The 18,191-nt window shown below is 70.9% G+C and carries 1 protein-coding gene (running past one end of the window); it reads left to right on the top strand.

Going from position 1 to position 18,191, the window contains the following annotated elements; translation table 11 throughout:
* Nucleotides 1-183: 183 nt before the first annotated feature.
* Nucleotides 184-18,191, top strand: partial view of a hypothetical protein gene (locus IMZ35_RS16135; RefSeq protein ID WP_229372028.1) — the beginning only. The gene runs 22,177 nt beyond the window's last position; only the first 18,008 of its 40,185 coding nucleotides appear in the window; the start codon lies at nt 184-186; its stop codon lies beyond the right edge, outside the window.

Genomic DNA, 18,191 nt, shown 5'->3' with positions numbered 1-18,191 from the left:
CGGCCCTACTTCCACGAGGCCTACAACAACGCCACCACCACCGAAGAACGAACCCAGGTCGTCGCCACCTACCACGACGAGGCGCTCGTCCAGGAGCCTCACGACGGCGCAGCGGACTCCGACTCGGACTCGGACCTCGACGATCCGCCCACGACCGAGCTGACCTCACAGCCGCCGGGCACCGTGGCCGACCGCAGCGAGTTCGTGCCGCAACAACGACGCGAACTGGACCTGCACGGCCTCGACGCCGTGCACGTCCCCGGCGGCGACCAGAAGTCCGCCTTCGCCCACGCCCTCGCGGCCACGCTGCACCCCGAGACCGGACCCGAACAGGCCCGCACCGACGCCAAGACCAAGCAGGACGCGCTGGCCGCCGAACTCGCCGACATCGCGGCGAACGGCGGAAAGCCCGAGGACATCGCACGCGCCGCCGACGCCCAGGTGCACGTCATGCGGGCGGACGGAACCTGGGCCGGACCCTACGGCCACCCGACCGGCAAGGACGTCCACCTCGTCACCGCCGACGTCGACGGCAAACCCTCACTCCTGGCCACCACGGTCTCCACGCACTACGCACGCCCCGGCCTGTCCTTCCCCGGACCGTCGGTCGAGGTGCGGCCGGACGGCACCAGGGACATGGTCAACCGCAGCGACTTCGAGGTCGAGACGATCGCGGGCAAGCACTACGTCCGCCTCTACACCGCCATCGTCCAGCCGGAGAGCGTCAAACCGCACCCGAGCAAGCCGGGGCTCGGGGTGTCCAAGTTCAAGGACATCCAGCAGGACCCCGAGACCGGTGAGCTCACGATCGCCCCCGGCGCCGACACCGCGATGCTGTGGACCGGTGGTGGACGACCGATCCGCGCGGCGCAGTGGCTGGCCAAGTACGACCACACCGAGCGCAACAACCCCGTCCGCCGCGACCACCCGCTGCACGAGAGCGGCGCGCACAACCAGCCGGTGCTGCGCTCGTACCTGGTCCCCTACGACCAGTACATGAAGATCACCTCGGAGACCAAGCTCGAACGCTCCCCGGACCGCACCAGGTGGGTGGACACGGTCAACGTCGACCACCGGGTCGACGCGAACCAGTTCGGCATCGGCCTCCAGCACCGCGACGACCTGGCGGCGAGCGCCAAGCCGGGCTCGCTCACGACGTTCGCCAAGACCGACGGCTACTTCGACGCGGACCAGGCCGGGCGGCAGAGCCCCATCGGCGACCTGTACGAGTCGCTGGGCCTGTCCCGCGACTTCGACAGCTCGATCGCCGGTCGCGATCTCGACCCCTGGTTCCTCTGGTCCCACGACGGCAAGACGGACACCTGGAGCCCGACGAACTTCCGCAACGACCCGGCGGAGCTCCAGGACATCGCCGACCGGCTGTCCGAGCACATCGTCACCTACGAGCAGCTCGCGCAGGACCCGGCGACCCGCAGGCCCGACGCCCGCCTGGAGCGGGACGTCGAGAGCATGCCCGGCGAGGAGCGGTCCTCCGGCGGCAAGCAGGACATGTCGCTCGCGGCCCGCGAGGCGCGGCTGAACCAGTTCCTCAACACCGAGGGGCCGGGCAAGACCTCGATCGCGAACATCTCGGAAGCCCTGGTGAACCCGGCGGCCGTCGCGTTGAACGACGCCCTGGACAGTCGGCTCTCCGGGCACACCGACGTCCCGCGGGTGCACGTGGAGGGGGCGAAGGACGCGATCGCCTTCCGCACTCCGAAGCTCGCCCAGCAGGTCGCCAAGAACCTCGCCAGGTCGATCAAGAAGAGCAAGATCGTCAACGCCCGCATGCTGCGGGAGGTCGCCAACGGGGAGCGGCAGGTCGACGGCAGCACCGACCTGGCCGACCTGCTCGACGTGCGGACGCTGATCGAGGAGCAGGTCGCGTACACGCTGGACCGGCCCGCGCTGAGCGTGCTGACCGAGGACAGCAGGCAGAAGATCGGGAACTCGCTGCGCCAGAGCCTCACCGAGGTGATGAACCAGCAGCTGGAGGACTTCAAGAACTACCCGGTCCCCGAGCCCGGAGCCAAGAAGAAGCGGCTCATGTCGGAGGGCGAGGTCGCGGAGATCACGGCCAGGTTCGAGCAGAGGCTGGTGGCCGACCTCGACGCGATGCCGTTCTCCGAGCTGGAGCTCGGCAAGGACGAGATCAAGAACGCCGCCCTGACGCACGTCCTGGAGTCGGTCTCCGACGAGGCCGTGAAGCAGTTCACCCAGCACGACTTCTACCGGACGACGGCCACCGAGGCGCGGGACCTGGCCATCGCGGAACTGGTCGAGCTGGAGCGGAACCTCGACCGGGCGTTGTCGTCGCACGACGCGCTCACGCTCGTCGACCCGGAGTTCCGGCGGCAACTGGCCGCTGAGGTGTCGGCCGCGACCAGGACGAGCGCCGAGCAGAACCTGGCGAGCGTCGACTTCACACCGGTCGACCCGGACGCCGTGAAGACGTTCGTGGGCAAGCTGCACGACCTCGCGAACCAGGCGAGGATCGGCGCGGTCGTGTACGCGGACAGCCTGCGCATCCCCGTCGACTTCGACATGCGGACCCGCGACCAGGAGCTGTACGCCAACGACTACGCCGCGCTCAAGGAGAACGCGCGGCAGCGCTTCGAGGAGCAGCGCGCAGTCGGCGACGAGCTGCGGTCGAAGATCGAGCGGGACGACCCGGCGCACCCGTCGGAGCTGATCCGCGACCTGACGGAGAAGTTCCCCGAGCTGGAGCCGAAGTTCCGCGAGATCGCCACGGACGCCAACCGGACCGTCGAGACCCGCTTCCGGCAGCCGAACGAGACCGTCGGCAAGGCGCCGTACACGTTCGACGAGCACGCCCAGATGGTGCTCGGGCAGTTCCAGAAGCTGACCGAGAACGACGATCCCGATTCGCGGTTCGTGTCCAGGGACGCCCTGTCGAAGGCGATCCTGTTCCACGACATCGAGAAGGTGAACTCCAAGAACCAGTTCGGCGACGGCAAGGGCCAGCACGACCGCGAACCCGAGCACAAGCTCGGCGCGCAGATGATGGACCGCTACAAGTACCTGTGGTCCAGCCCGCGCGAGTTCGAGGCCGTCCGCGCCATGGTCGACTCCGACCCGATCGGGTTCTACCTGCGTGGCAGGCACGACGCCGACACCGCGTTCGCGTTCATCGACGACCTGGCGCACAAGATCGGCGACTCGCCCGACCAGCGCGGGACCGTCAGCCCGGAGAACATCAAGAAGTTCTTCGACGAGTTCCACCAGTACTACCAGGCCGACTTCAGCTCCTACACCAAGGACAGCAGCTTCGAAGCCGACGGCCGGACCTTCACCGGCCCGAACGTCTTCAACCGGAGCTTCGAGTTCGCGCCCAACGGTGAGATCGCCCGCACGGACGACGGCTCGCACTTCGCGTACAAGCCGGACTACCAGGCGAAGATCGACGCGCTGACGAAGATGTTCGCCAGCGACCAGGCGATCGAGGAGAACCGCGCGCGCATCGCCGCACAGCGGGAAGCCGAGATCGACCGCGACCTCCAGCGCCGTCCGGGTACCGACGACGCTCCGGACGTCGCCGAGCGCGGCACGGCCACCCCGGACGCGCCGCCGGCGAAGCCGAACACCGACGACCTGTCCTACGTGCCCTTCGTGGACGACGACGGCTCGGTGATCGAGGTCGGCTACAAGGCCCTGGCCGACAAGAACGGCAACGTCGTCGGCATCGCCTTCCCCACCCGCCAGGGCGACGCCGAGTTCATGCAGACCTCGGCGGAGAACCGCGCCACCAACGACCAGGACGGCACCTACCGCCAGTACCCCGGCGCGGTACCCGACCGCGGCGGCAAGCCCGGTGACTGGGCCGACGTCGACTCCCCCTGGGTGGGCAAGCCCTTCTACACCGACGGCCACGCGGGCGGACGCGGCATCGACGTGCCCACCCCCAACGGCGTCAAGCCCCTGCGCGGCGACCAGATCGCCCGCATCGTCGACGCCACCGGCCTCATGGCCAAGGCGGGCGCGACCCCCGACACCCCGGTCGTCATGCTCCAGTGCGAGACCGGCAGCAACACCGACACCAAGAACAGCACCACCACCCAAGCGCAGTCCTTCGCCGACGAGATGCGCGCCCTGGGCCACCGCGGCGAGACCCACGCCGCGACCACGAAGGTCTACACCAGCAAGAGCACCGGCTGGACCGGCCTGCGCGACGGCGGCACCTTCCAGCAGTTCGGCACCCGGCCCGGTGACACGAACGGCAACGGCACGACCAGGCCCTCCACCGACAGCACGCCCGAGCAGCGCACCGACGGCGACGACGTCCTCGTCCGCCCGCCACGCTCCTCGGGCAACCACGCGCTCGCGGACCGCCACCTCAGCGCGGCGGACCGCGACCCCGCCCTGCGGACGTTCATGAGCCACGTCAGGGACGGCCTCTTCACCGGCAAGCGCGGCGCCGGTGGCCGTGTGCTGCCGCGCGGCGAGGCGCTGGACAACCTCGTCGGCCACGTCCACGACTTCTACCGGCACGCCACCCCGCTGCTGCCGCCGAACGGCCGCGGCGAACCCAGCACCGTCTACCGCGCCGTCCAGATGAGCCAGCAGGAGCGCCGGGCGAGCACGTTCGTCGACCGGCTGCCCTCGTCGGCCTCGCACGACGCGTCGTTCAAGGACTCCTGGAGCACGAACCGGGGCGGCCCGGAGAACTACGTGGTCTTCGAGATCACGGTCCCCGCCGACCACCGCAGCCTCGCCCTGTCCTACCCGCTGGACACCCGCGGCGCCCCGGGCAACGCGCCTGAGATCAACCCCGAGCAGTCCGAGGTGACGCTGGCCCCGACGGAACTCCGCGAGACCGGGCGGCGGAACGAGGGCGGCTTCACCATCATCTCGGTCGACGCGCACGAACTCTCTCCCGAGCAGGCCGAACAGGCCGTTCGGGACACGGGTTCCGAGCTGAGCGCGGGCGACGCGACGACCCTGTTCGGTGACTTCTTCACGCAGGACAGCCTGCGCCGCGCGTACCCCCACGACCTCGGTGACGCCACGGTCACCACCACGACCACGACCGACGGCAGCCGCTCCGTCATCTCCCGGCCGGGTTCCACCGCGACCCTCACCGTCGACGTCCGGCAAGCGGACTCCGAGGTGACGGTCACCTTCACCCGCAGCGATCTCGGCCCGGACAGCGGCGCCTCGCAGATGGCGCCCTTCACCTACACCGGGGACAACCTGGACCAGGTGGCCGACTACCTGGCGGACGGCAACCTCCAGCATTCGGAGTCGTTCGAGGCCCTGGACCTGCCGGACGAGTGGTACGACCTGCCGCAGACCGAGACCGAGGTCATGTCCCGCGGGGACGGGGACGTCCGGGGACCGCGGCGCCTGGACGACCTGCTGGACCGCTCCCAGTGGTGGAAGCTGTTCCTCGACGCCTCGACGCTGGACGCGGCGATCAGGGCCAACCCCGCCGACCCCGGCAGCTACTACGACAACGGCTCCGCGGACCGCGACCCGACTCCCGGCTACCGGGACAGCATGGTCGCCGCCTACGCGCAGGTGCTCTCGCCCGAGACGCAGGACGGGCCGTTCTCCGGCCCGATGAACGCCGACAAGCTCAAGGCGATGCACGAACTGGTCACGTCCGGCCTGGACGAGAAGACCAAGGCGTCGCTGTCCTGGTCCGGCCGTGCCCCCGGAGACAAGTCCCGCGACCCGAAGCCGTCGAGCTTCCCGTTGCGGGCCACCGCCCCGCACCCCGACGTGTTCACCCAGACCGTGGGTGGACGACCGCTGGTGATGACGGCCGGAGAGGCCCTGGAGAACAAGCGCAGGGGCGGCGCGCCGCCGATCAGCATCATCAGCACGGGCATCGCCTCGACGAGCGACCAGGTGCTCGTCACCACGACGCACTCCTCGCACGACGACGCCCGCAAGGTCGCCGACGACATCTTCGCCGACCACGAGGCCGAGATCGCCGCGGCGGCCGACGACCGGGCGAAGCTGCGCGCCATCGGCGGCACCGTGCGCAAGCTCTACATGTCGCACCTGTTCACCGACGCCAACACGCGGCTCAACGTCGGCCTCGTACTGCCGAAGCTGCTGCTGGACAACGGTTTCCAGCCCTTCGTGGACCCGCGCTCCACCCGGCTGTTCCGCGGCGTCCACGGCCTCGACGAGATCACCGACGCGCTCGTCGCCGGGCAGGAGCAGGACCTCACCAGCGACGACGTCATCCCCCCCGCCGCCGACAGCCCGAACGACAGCGGCCCCGGCGGCGACGACTCCGCCGACGATCGCCAGGACGACGGCCCAGTTGCCGGGGTCACGCCGGAACAGCGGTTCGACCGGGCGCGTCACGCGGTGGACGACGCCTACCGCAGCGGGGACGCGGCGGCGTACGACGCCGCCGTCACCGAGGTCGCCGCTGCCGTGGCAGATCTCAGGACGGCCGAGCGGTACAACGCGCTGAAGCAGCTCAACGTCGCGCGACGCGAGGTGGAGGGCACTCTGGTCAGCGGTGACGCCGCGGCGTTCGACTCGGCGCTGGGGCGGCTGACCGACGCGTTGCTCCGCATCCGGGACGACGCGCGCACCGAGGCCGAGCACCGGCTCGACCAGGCACGCGCAGCGCTGGACGACGCCCACGACCACGGGGACGCCGATGGCGTGAACACGGCGATGGCCGAGATCACCACGGCGCTGAACGACCTCAAGCGCCTCGACCAGGATCCCGGCGACGCGGACGCTCTGGCGCAGCGGATCTTCGACGACGCGGCGCGCGCTCGCGACGACGCCGAGCAGCACGGAGCCTCGGACGAGGAGATCGCGCGCCTGGACCAGAACGTGCGGCTCGCGCGGGAACACCTGCTCGACCCCGCCGGCACTCCCCCGCCCGTCCTGGACGACGTCTTCGTCGCCCCGTCGGGGCCGACGCCGGAGCAGCAGCTCGTCGCCGCGCTGGACGAGGAGATCAGCGATCTCCGGCGCCAGGTCCCCGGTGACACCAGCGTGGACACCGGGTTCGACGGCGTGCCCGGATCTCCGGCGGCGTGGGACAACGCCCGGATCGAGTACGCGCAGCGGGCCGAGGAGTTCGAAGCCCGGCTGGGTGACTACCTGGCCGAGCACCCGAAGGTCAACGCCGAACTCGCCGCTCTGCTCAAGGCGGCGTGGGAGCGGGTGCCCGAGTGGAAGAAGGAGGAGGTCGGTGAGTTCGCCCCGTCCATCGCCGGTGCTGTCCCCCAGGACTACCGGGGCATGGACACGCGGGCGATCCAGGACCACGTGGTGGAGAAGGGCAACTTCCGCGAACGCATGACGATGCTGTGGTCGCTGGTGCGCCACGAGGCGCTGCGGTCGCACTTCTTCGTCCCCGGACTGCACCCCGAGACCACCGCCGAGCGCGCCGACCGCCTGCACACCGAGGCCAAGCGGCTCTACGACCGCATCCGCGGTCATCAGGCGATCCCCTCCAGCGAGGTGCACCGTCTCGTCGCGGAAGCGGCGGAGCTGCTGCGGACGGATCAGCGGCCGGAGGACGTGCGGCCGCCGCTGAGCGACCTGGAACGCAGCAACGCGCTCACTCCCGAGGGCGACCTGGCCTGGTTCGCACCGGACAAGGAGGTCAGCATCAGGCTGGACTCCGACCTGCAGAGGGAAGCCCAGCGCACCGGCGGGCTGGTCAAGACCGGCGTCTCCGGGTCGACCTACCGGGTTCTGAAGTTCGCGCAGGAAGCGGCGGCGAAGTGGGGCATTCCGGTCGACCTTCCCCTGCTGCGCCTGGCGTTCCTGGGCCACATGATCCCCAACCACATGCACAGGTTCCACGAGATCATGCGCGGCGCCGAACTCGCCGATCCCGCCCTGAAGTACCAGGACGACTGGGGCCGGTACCGCTCCCTGGCCCCCCTCTCCGAACAGGAGCTGCGGAAGAACGTCGCCGTCGACGGTCGCTTCCCCGACGAGCACGCCGTCGCCGCGGCCGGACTCGACCCCGCTCCCCCCGAGCAGGACGACCCCGACGTCCTCGCCCGCGGCGACGAGGACGGCACGCCGGTCGACCCGCTCAGCTACGAGGGCTGGACCAGGGCCAAGATCGAGTTCCAGCGCCAGGCCGAGATCTTCGAGGCACGCCTGGGCCAGTACCTCGCCCAGCACGAGCGCGCGAACGCCGAACTGGCCAAGGTGGTCAAGACCGCCTGGGACGTCCTCCCGGACGACGTGCGCGGCTGGATCGGCGAGACCTCCGCCGGTGTGGTCGGCGCGATGGACGCGACCGGCTTCCACCGCGGCGAGCGGGTCGTCACCGAGGGCACCCCGCGCGAGCGGATGACGATGTACTGGTCGATGGTGCGTCACGGCGCCCTGGACGACCTGCTGGGCAGGGTCCGCCAGCACCCCGAGATCAACGCCGAACGGCCCGACCGCCACTTCAGCAGGGTCTCCGACAAGTACAACGACGCGGTGAACCGCCTGACGGCGAACAAGTACCAGCGCGCCCGCGCCATCGACAAGGCCAGGGCGAAGCTGCAGACGGCCGAGGCGCAGGCCGCCACGACCGACCAGCAGCGCGCCGATCTGGTCGAGCAGACGCGCGTCGCGCTCGAACAGGCCGAGCAGGCGACGTGGTACGAGGACTCGGCCCAGCGCGACAGGGTCGTCAAGAGGATCAGGGCCGAGCACGAGCGCGCGGTGCAGGAGCAGAACCTCACGCAGGGTCAGCGCGAGCTGCGCGTGGCCGAGGCGCGGGAGGACCTCGACACCGAGCTGCTCGACCAGAACGCGACGCCGCAGCAGCGGCAGCAGCGGCTGGACGAGGCGCTGAAGGCGCTCGTCACCGACCTGCGTCCCGAGGACGTGCGCCCGCCGCTGAGCGACATCGAGCGCGCGGTGGCCGTGAACCGGAACGGCGCGCTGCGCTGGATCGCCATCGACAAGCAGTTCGACATGGCCCTCAGCTCGGAGTTCCAGCTCGCCAGCCAAGACACCGGCGGCATGGTCAAGGGCGGAACCTCCGGCTCGGCCTACCTGCTGCTGAAGGTCGCCCAGCAGTTGCAGCACCAGCTGGGCACGCAGGTCGACCTGCCGATGCTCCAGCTCGCGCTGATGGGCCACATGATTCCCGGCCGCATGCACTCCGTCCACGAGATCCGGCGCGCCGGTGCGCTCGCCGACCCGAGCCTGGCCTACCACGACAACTTCGGCCGGTACCGCCGCATCCCCGGCCTCACCGAACGCGAACTGCGCGAGAACGTCGCGGTCGGCGGGCGCTTCCCCGACGAGATCGCCTTCGCCGACGCCAACCGCGCGGCGAACCGCGTCTCGGGAACCGGGGAGGACGGAGGCGACCCCGACCTCGACCTGCTCGACGAGCTGGACGAGGTCCTCGCCCCCGCCGGCCGGGACACCGGTGGGTCGCGGCACCCCGACGCCATCGCGCTGGACGCGGCCGAGCGCGATCTGCTCCGCCGCGAGGAGGCCGGCGAACGGCGTCCCACGCTGCCGCCCGCGCCGAGCACCACGATCACGTTCACCGACGAGTCGCGAGCCCTCCAGGGCGCGCAGGCCGAGGCCGTGCGCGACCTCGGCCACGGCCTGTACGAGGAACTCGTCCAGCAGTACCGCGCCGAGCAGCCCTCCACCGAGGTCCGGGTCACCGGTTACGGCAACTCCCGCACGCACGCCGACCGCACCGGCCAGGAGCGAGCCGACACCGTCACCGCCGCGCTGCGCGACGTCTTCCGCGCCGAGCACGACCGCCTCGTCCGCAACGGCGTGGACCCGGCGGCGCTGCCGTCCCCGGACAGCATCACGATCCGCAGCGAGTCCGGCGGGCGCAGCAGCGCACCCCGCACCGAGGGCTCCGACCTCAAGGACCGCCGCCGCGGCGTGGCCGTCGAACTCACCCGTCCCAGCAGCGACACCACGCCGCTGAGCGGGTGGACGAACGCCGACCTCGTCGTGCACGCCGCACGCGCGTACTCCGTGCTCAGCGGACTCGGCAGGAGTTCGGGCGACCACCTGTGGGACCGGGCGACCCGGCTGGTCGACCAGCACCACGACTTCAGCCGCGCGTCGGGGCTGGAGCTGCCGCAGAACGAGTACGACATCACCGGCGTGGTCGCCCTGGCCCTGCGCGACCACGGACCCGACGCGGCGCGGGAGCGCGCCCTCGCCCTCGCGCAGCACTTCGGCACCCAGCGGCAGACCGACGACACGACCACCGGGAGCGAGGTCCGGGAGCGCGGCACGGCCGCCCCGGACGCGCCGCCGGCGAAGCCGAACACCGACGACCTGTCCTACGTGCCCTTCGTGGACGACGACGGCTCGGTGATCGAGGTCGGCTACAAGCCGCTGACCGACAAGAACGGCAACGTCGTCGGCATCGCCTTCCCCACCCGTACCGGCGACGCCGAGTTCATGCAGACCTCTGCGGAGAACCGCGCCACCAACGACCAGGACGGCACCTACCGCCAGTACCCCGGCGCGGTACCCGACCGCGGCGGCAAGCCCGGCGACTGGACCGACGTCAAGGCGCCCTGGGTCGGCAAGCCCTTCTACACCGACGGCCACGCCGGCGCCCGCGGCATCGACGTGCCCACCCCCAACGGCGTCAAGCCCCTGCGCGGCGACCAGATCGCCCGCATCGTCGACGCCACCGGGTTGATGGCCAAGGCGAACGCCACCCCCGACACCCCCGTCGTCATGCTCCAGTGCGAGACCGGCAGCAACACCGACGCCAGGACCGGCACCACCCAGGCCCAGTCCTTCGCCGACGAGATGCGCGCCCTGGGCCACCGCGGCGAGACCCACGCCGCGACCACGAAGGTCTACACCAGCAAGAGCACCGGCTGGACCGGCGTCCGCGACGGCGGCACCTTCCAGCGGTTCGGCACCCGACCCGGCACCAACGGCACCACCACCCCCACGACCTCCACCGACACCACCACCGAACAGCGCACCGACGGCGACGAGATCCTCGAACGCCCCAACCGGGACAGCGGCCCGTTCGACCTGCGCTCGGTCCTGGACGCCCTGGAGGAGAACTCGTTCGACCCGCTCAGCGACGAGAGCTGGACCAAGGCCAAGATCGAGTTCTTCGAGCGGGCCGAGGTCTTCGAAGAGCGTCTGGGCCAGTACCTCGCCCAGCACGAGGGCGCGAACGCCGAACTGGCCAAGGTGCTCGAAACCGCCTGGAACGCCATGCCGTACACGTGGCGCGAACAGATCGGCGAGACCAACCCCTCCCTGGTCGGCGCGATGGACAGCACCGGCTTCCACCAGGGGCAGCGCATCGTCTCCAGCGGAACCCCGCGCGAGCGGATGACGCTGTACTACTCGATCGTGCGCCACGGCGTCCTGGACTCCCTGCTCGGCAAGGTCCACCCCGCGCCCGAGATCACCGCTGAACGACCCGACCGCAAGTTCACCAGGGCCTCCGACAACCAGGAGAAGGCGCTCAACCGCCTGGTGTGGGACGACTCCCAGCGCGCCGAAGCCCTCGCCACCGCCTGGCAGGCACTGCGGCGTGCCCGGCGACTGGCCGCGATGACCGACGAGCAGCACGCCGAGCTGGTCGAGCGGACGCGCGCCGCGCTCGACCACGCCGAGCAGATGACGTGGTACGCGGACGCGCAGCAGCGCGATGAGATCGTCGGGGCGGCCAGGGCCGAGCACGAGCGCGCGGTGCGGGAGCAGAACCTCACGCCGGGTCAGCGCGAGCTGCGCGCGACCGAAGCGCAGGAGGACTACGACGCCGAGGTCGCGGACCAGGACGCCACCTACGAGCAGCGGTTGCAGCGGGTGGAGGACGCGGCACGCCTGCTCGTCACCAGCCGTCGCCCCGACGAGGTGCGCCCGCCGCTGAGCGAGGCCGAGCGCGCGATCGCCGTGGACGAGAACGGCGCGCTGCGCTGGCTCTCCATCGACAAGCAGTTCGACCTGGCCCTCAGCTCTGACTTCCAGCGCAACACCCACAGCACCGGCGGCATGGTCAAGGGCGGGACCTCCGGTTCGACCTACCTGCTGCTGAAGTTCGCCCAGCGGTTGCAGGAGCGGCGGGGCGTGGACGTCGACCTGGCGAAGCTGCAACTGGCGCTGATGGGCCACATGCTGCCCGGCCGCATGCACACCGTTCACGAGATCCGGCGCGCCGGTGCGCTGGCCGACCCGAGCCTGGCCTACCACGACAACTTCGGCCGCTACCGCAGCATCCCCGGACTGACCGAGCAGGAACTGCGCGACAACGTCGCGGAGAACGGACTCTTCCCCGACGAGTACGCCTTCGCCGACGCCGACGACCTGGCAGACGGCCTGACGACGGTCGACGAGACCGCACCGGACACACGTTCCGACGAGGACGAGGACGAGAACTCCCCCGATCAGTGGCTCGCCGACGTCCTCGCCCTCTCCGGCGACTCCGCGCAGAGCACCCGACCCCCTCGGCCGTCGGACCCCGCCGGGCTGGAGGCCACCGCGCTGGACCTGGCCGAGCGCGACCTGCTCTACCGCGAGGAGACGGGCGAACGGGGCCGCACGTTCCCGCCCGCGCCGCGCACCACCATCAGGTTCTCGAACAACGGCCTGGGGGTCGACAAGCACGAGATCGAGATCCTGCGCGGTCTCGGTCACGGCCTGTACGAGGAACTCGTCCAGCAGCACCGCGCCGGGCAACCCCCCACCGACATCTGGGTCACCGGTTTCGGCAACACCGGCGACACCGACGACATCCTCAGCCAGACACGCGCCAACGCGATCGTCGACGCGCTGGTGGGCTACTTCTACGAGGAGTACGACCGCCTCAGCAGCAACGGCGTCTCCCGCGACGGCCTGCCGCACCCCACCCGCATCCGGTTCCACAGCGGACCCGGACCGCTCAACAGCGTCAAGCGGCTCGTCACCGTCGACCTCTACCGGCCCACCGGCGACACCGGGTCGCCGGACCTGTGGACCCACGCCGACCTCGTCACCAGGGCCGACCACGCGCGCACCGTGCTCGCCGGGCTCGGCCGCACCTCGCGCGACCACCTGTCGCGGTCGGCGCTCGGTCTGGTCAACCAGCACCACGCCTTCGTCGGCGTGCCGAAGGTGAACCCGGACGACATCACCGCCGTGGTCGCCCTGGAGCTGCGCGACAACGGCCCCGCGGCGGCCTCGGACCTCTCGCTGAACCTGGCCCGCCGGTTCGACACCCACCGGCTCGGCCAGATCGTCCCGGACCCCGACGTCCTCGCCCGCGGCGACGAGGACGGCGACACCTCCGGTGCGGCGGACCGCGCGGCGGCGGACGCCCGCGCCCGCGCGGAGTTCGGGAAGCTCGTGCAGAAGCTGCACGACATCGACCCGTTCTTCGACGAGAACGACGGCATCGCGGACCTCGTGCAGAAGATGCACGACCTCGATCCCTTCTTCGACGAGCTGGACACGATCGTCGAGGAGCCCGAGCCCGAGGACACCCCGCCGACGCGGAGGCCCCGTCCGCAGCACCCCGCCGAGCAGGCCGACCCCTCCTTCGGGGACTTCGACGGCACGCACCGCTCCGACCAGGAGCTGACCGACGCCGAGCGCGACCTGCTCCGCCGCGAGGAGGCCGGCGAACGGCGTCCCACGCTGCCGCCCGCGCCGAGCACCACGATCGCGTTCACCGAGGAGTCGCGGAGCCTCACCAGCGCGCAGGCCGAGGCCGTGCGCGACCTCGGCCGCGGCCTGTACGAGGAACTCGCCCAGCAGCACCGTGCCGACCAGCCCTCCACCGAGGTCCGGGTCACCGGTTACGGCAACTCCCGCACCCACGCCGCCCGCGCGGGGCAGGAGCGAGCCGACGTCGTCACCGCCGTGCTGCGCGACGTCTTCCGCGCCGAGCACGACCGCCTCGTCCGCAACGGCGTGGACCCGGCGGCGCTGCCGTCCCCGGACGGCATCACGATCCGCAGCGAGTCCGGCGGGCGCAGCAGCGCACCCCGCACCGAGGGCGCGGACCTCGACGCCCGCCGCCGCGGCGTGGCCGTCGAACTCACCCGCCCGGCCGGGGACACCGCACCGCTGGGCCGGTGGAGCGTCGCCGACCTCGCCGCGCACGCCGACCGCGCGCGCGGTGTGCTCCGCGAGCTCGGCCGCAGTTCGCGCGAGTGGTTGACGGCCGAGGCGGCCCGGCTGGTCGACCAGCGCCACGACTTCAGCGACACGTCGGCGCGACGGAACCCGGCGAAGCGGGAGGACGTCGTCGCCGTCGTCGCCCTCGCCCTGCGCGACAGCGGTCCCGACGCCGCGCGCGAGCGCTCCCGCGCCCTGGGTTACCGGTTCGACACCCTCCGGCTCGGCCCGATGGACCCGGCCCCCGCCGACGGGGACGACGACGTGCTCGCCCGCGGCGACGAGGACACCGGCGACTCCTCGGCCGCCGACCAGATCGACCCGGAAGACCTCAGGGTCGCCGTCCTCCAGACGATGGACGGCAGGACGGCCGCCGCCTACGTGTACCCGCCCTCGGCCAAGTCGATCGACACCGACGAGTTCGCGGCCAGCACCATGGTGCGCACCCTGCGCAGTTACACGAGCCGAACCGGCGACGAGAACTCACCCGGCACCGAGGTGCGCACCGTCGATCCGAGCGCCCAGCCGCCGTTCTTGTTGATCGGGCACACCAGCGGTGACACCTACGAGATCAGCACCGGTATCGGCAGCGACGAGCAGGTGACCCGTCAGCGGTTCGGCGCCCTCGTCGCAGCCAACTCCGTCTTCCGGAGGCTGGCCGGCACCGATCCCGACCGCGCGATCGTGCACCTCACGATCAGCGACACCCCCCGCACCGCGCCCGACCCGGCCGACGTCGTCGACGGCCGGATCAGCGAGATCCAGCGGTCCATGCGCGAGAACGGCCTGCTCCGCGCCATGCTCATGGGCACCACCGACGCCCACCTCGGCCGATCGGGCAAGTACAGCCTCACCCACGGCGGCACGCTGGTCCGGCAGAACCCCCCGGCGCCCTCACCGCACGACCTCGACCTGATCGTCCACTCCACCCCCGGTTCTCGCTACGTCGTCGCCGAGTTCCCCAGCAAGCCCCACGACCGGACGATGAACGAGGAGTGGATCGGCAACACGGGCACGAACGAGCTCAAGCACTACTGGGTCCACCCCGGTGCGGTGTCCGACGACAACGCGCCGAAGACGAAGCAGGAGCGGGACGCGCACCCGAGCTGGTCCAAGAAGGCCGCCCCGTGGGCGCACGCGCTGGACCGCGGCGACGAGTCGGTGCTGAAGATCATCTTCCACGCGAGCCAGGGCGACGAAGCCGGCGCGCGCTACCGCGGCAACGACATGATCGTGGTCGACTTCGGCTTCATCGCCAGGACGCTCGCCGAGCGGTCCGTCCTGCGGCATCCGGAGATGCGCGGCAGGGGTGAGATCATCGCCGCCGCCTGCTACGCCGACTTCCCGAACCCAGACGGCCTGTCCGGTGCGATCCGCCTGTGGAACGACATCAAGCTGCGCGGCTACGACATGGGCATCAGCGCGGCCCCCACGGCTGTCGCCCGGATGGCCAAGACCGGTGGTACCGGCCTGGCGAACAACAACCAGTACCAGCACTACCCACGACCGAGCTTGACCGGGAACCGGACGCAGACAGCGTGGAAGAACGTGGTCGCCATCCCGATCGACCTCGGGGAGCACGGCACCGCCACGTACTTCCCGTCGAGCGATCCGCCCCGGCTGGACACCCGGGACTTCCAGAGCGGGGCATCTCGAAGCACGTTCAGCAGCTACCTCAGCCTGCACACCGACGCCACGTCCACGGCCACGTCGGTGAACCTGCCGACACGTTCCGACGGCAAGCCGGTGTCGCTGATCCTCACCGAGACGAACGGCACCTCTCACAAGCTGCTGCTGAACAACGGCGACACCGCGCAGGTGAACCCGCTGGGCTTCGGACGCATCGCCGGTTCCCACCAGGTCGTGCGGAACCAGGCCGGGCGGGACACCGACGTGCCGCTGATCGTGATGACCTTCGACAAGCACGCCGGCACCGGCCCGGTGCGGCCGGACGAGCAGTCGCAGCCAGCGGACGACATCAGGACCGGTCTCGCCGAGCAGGGCTTCCTGCGGCAGGTGCTGATGGGCGACACGAGCGCGACCCTGAAGCGGGGCGGCGAGTTCGGCCTGCTCAACAGCGGGCGCCTGCACAGCTTCGCGCCACCGAAGGTGCGCCCTCAGGACATCGACCTGGTCACGCACACCACGCCCGACGGCAAGGTCGTCGCCGTCGACGTCGTGAGCGAGCAGGACCAGGCCCTCAGGACGCAGGAGTGGTTGAACTCCCTCGTCCCGGACTCGCACAACCGGCGCCTGGAGCAGCCGCAGCTCACCGGCGACGCGACCGAGCACGCACGCCCCCTGGAACGGCCGTCCGAGTGGGGCGACGCGGCGACCAAGCCGGGCGAAACCCTCGTCTACGTCGTGGGCACCGGCGATCCCGGTTTCATCAGGGCTCAGTTCCGGGGTCACGACCTCGCCAAGATCAGCGGTGCGGTGGCCGCGTGGTCGATGGTGACCAACGGCGTGTTCGGCACCGGAGTCGCCGGCCGCAGGGGAAAGGTCGTCCTGCACGTGCCGGGCGCCGCCGCGGCGTCGACGACCGGTCCAGCGGTACTGGACGACATCAGCGACGTGCTGAAGACGCAGCGCCTGCAATTCGACGTCTACGGTGGCGCCGGTCGAATCGGCCGGGTCGCGCCACTGCCCGACACAGATGTGCCGAGCACGTTCGTCGAGGGCGTTCCGCCGCGACACGTGGAGCGTTCTCCCGCTCAACGGATCGACGCGCACTCGGTGACGAGGCCCGCGTCCAGCACGAGCGCGACCACCTTCGAGAACGTCGAAGGCCAGCCGCACGGGAAATCCGGCGGCTCGGCAGCCGACCGCTTGGCCCGCGTGCAGGAACGCGGCGGCAAGCAGGCCGCCGACACACCGGTGACCACGACCGCGGACCCCGACGTCCTGGCCCGCGGCGACGAGGACGGCGACACCTCCGACGCGGACTCCTACGTCGAGCCCTCGGTGCCGCTGATCAGGGACTCGGCGATCGACACGGGGCCGATCAACCCCGAGAGCGTCGTCCTGCACCCCATCACCACGCAGCGCGGCACGGTCATCGGCGCGTACGTGTACCCGTCGCACCTGAACATGGCGAACACGTACGGCTTCGCGCACAACAGCACCTCGGCCAACGTGCGCACCTACGTGAGCCGGGTCGGTGACGAGGCCTCGAACGGGTTGCAGCTCCCGACCGTGAAGGACGGCGAGAAGACGCCGTTCCTGCTGATCGCGCACGCCGACGGTGACGTCTACCAGCTCGGCAGCGCCACGGGCGTCGACCGGCACGTGGTCCGCCAGCGGTTCGGCGCGCTCATCGCCGCCAACTCGACCTTCCAGAAGCTGGTCGGGGACTCGCCCCACCCGATCGTGCACCTCACGATCAACGACTCGCCTCGGACCAGTCCCGACCCGGAGAGCCTGATCCAGGACCGGATCAGCGAGCTCCAGGGTCCGCTGCGCGAGCACGGCGTGCTCCGCGCGATGCTCATGGGCACCACCGACGCCCACCTGGGCCGGGCCGGCGAGTTCGGTCTCACCCACGGCGGCGCGCTGGTCCGGCAGGACCCCCCGGTCCCGTCGCCGCGCGACATCGACCTGATCGTGCACTCGGTCCCCGGCTCGCGGTACGTCGTGGCCGAGTTCCCGAGCAAGTCCTACGACCAGAAGATGAACGTCGACTGGATCGGCAACACCGGCGACGACGAGCGCCGGAACTACTGGACCGGCCCCGACGACTCCCCGCAGACGCGCCAGGAGCGCGACTCGGACCCGATCTGGTCCAAGAAGGCCGCTCCCTGGGCCGCCGCTCTGGACCGCCAGGACGAGTCGGTGCTTCAGGTCGTCGTCCACTCCGGTCCGGACGGCTCGGCCGACGTGCGCTACCGCGGGCACGACAAGCTCCCGGTCGACTTCGACTTCATCGCCAGCACGCTCGCCGCGCGCGATGTCCTCGACCACCCGGAACTGAGCCGGAAGGGCGAGGTCCTCGTCGCCGCGTGCTACGGCGACCACCCGAACCCCGACGGCCTCTCCGGCACCACCCGCCTGTGGAACTCGCTCAAGCAGCGCGGTCTCGACATGGGCGTCGCCGGAGCGATCACGCCCGTCACCAGGAT

This window comes from Umezawaea beigongshangensis (assembly GCF_016464305.1).
GTDB lineage: Bacteria > Actinomycetota > Actinomycetes > Mycobacteriales > Pseudonocardiaceae > Umezawaea_A > Umezawaea_A beigongshangensis.
The sequence above is the reverse complement of the archived record's forward strand: the minus strand, read 5'-3'. Positions and strand labels throughout refer to the sequence as shown.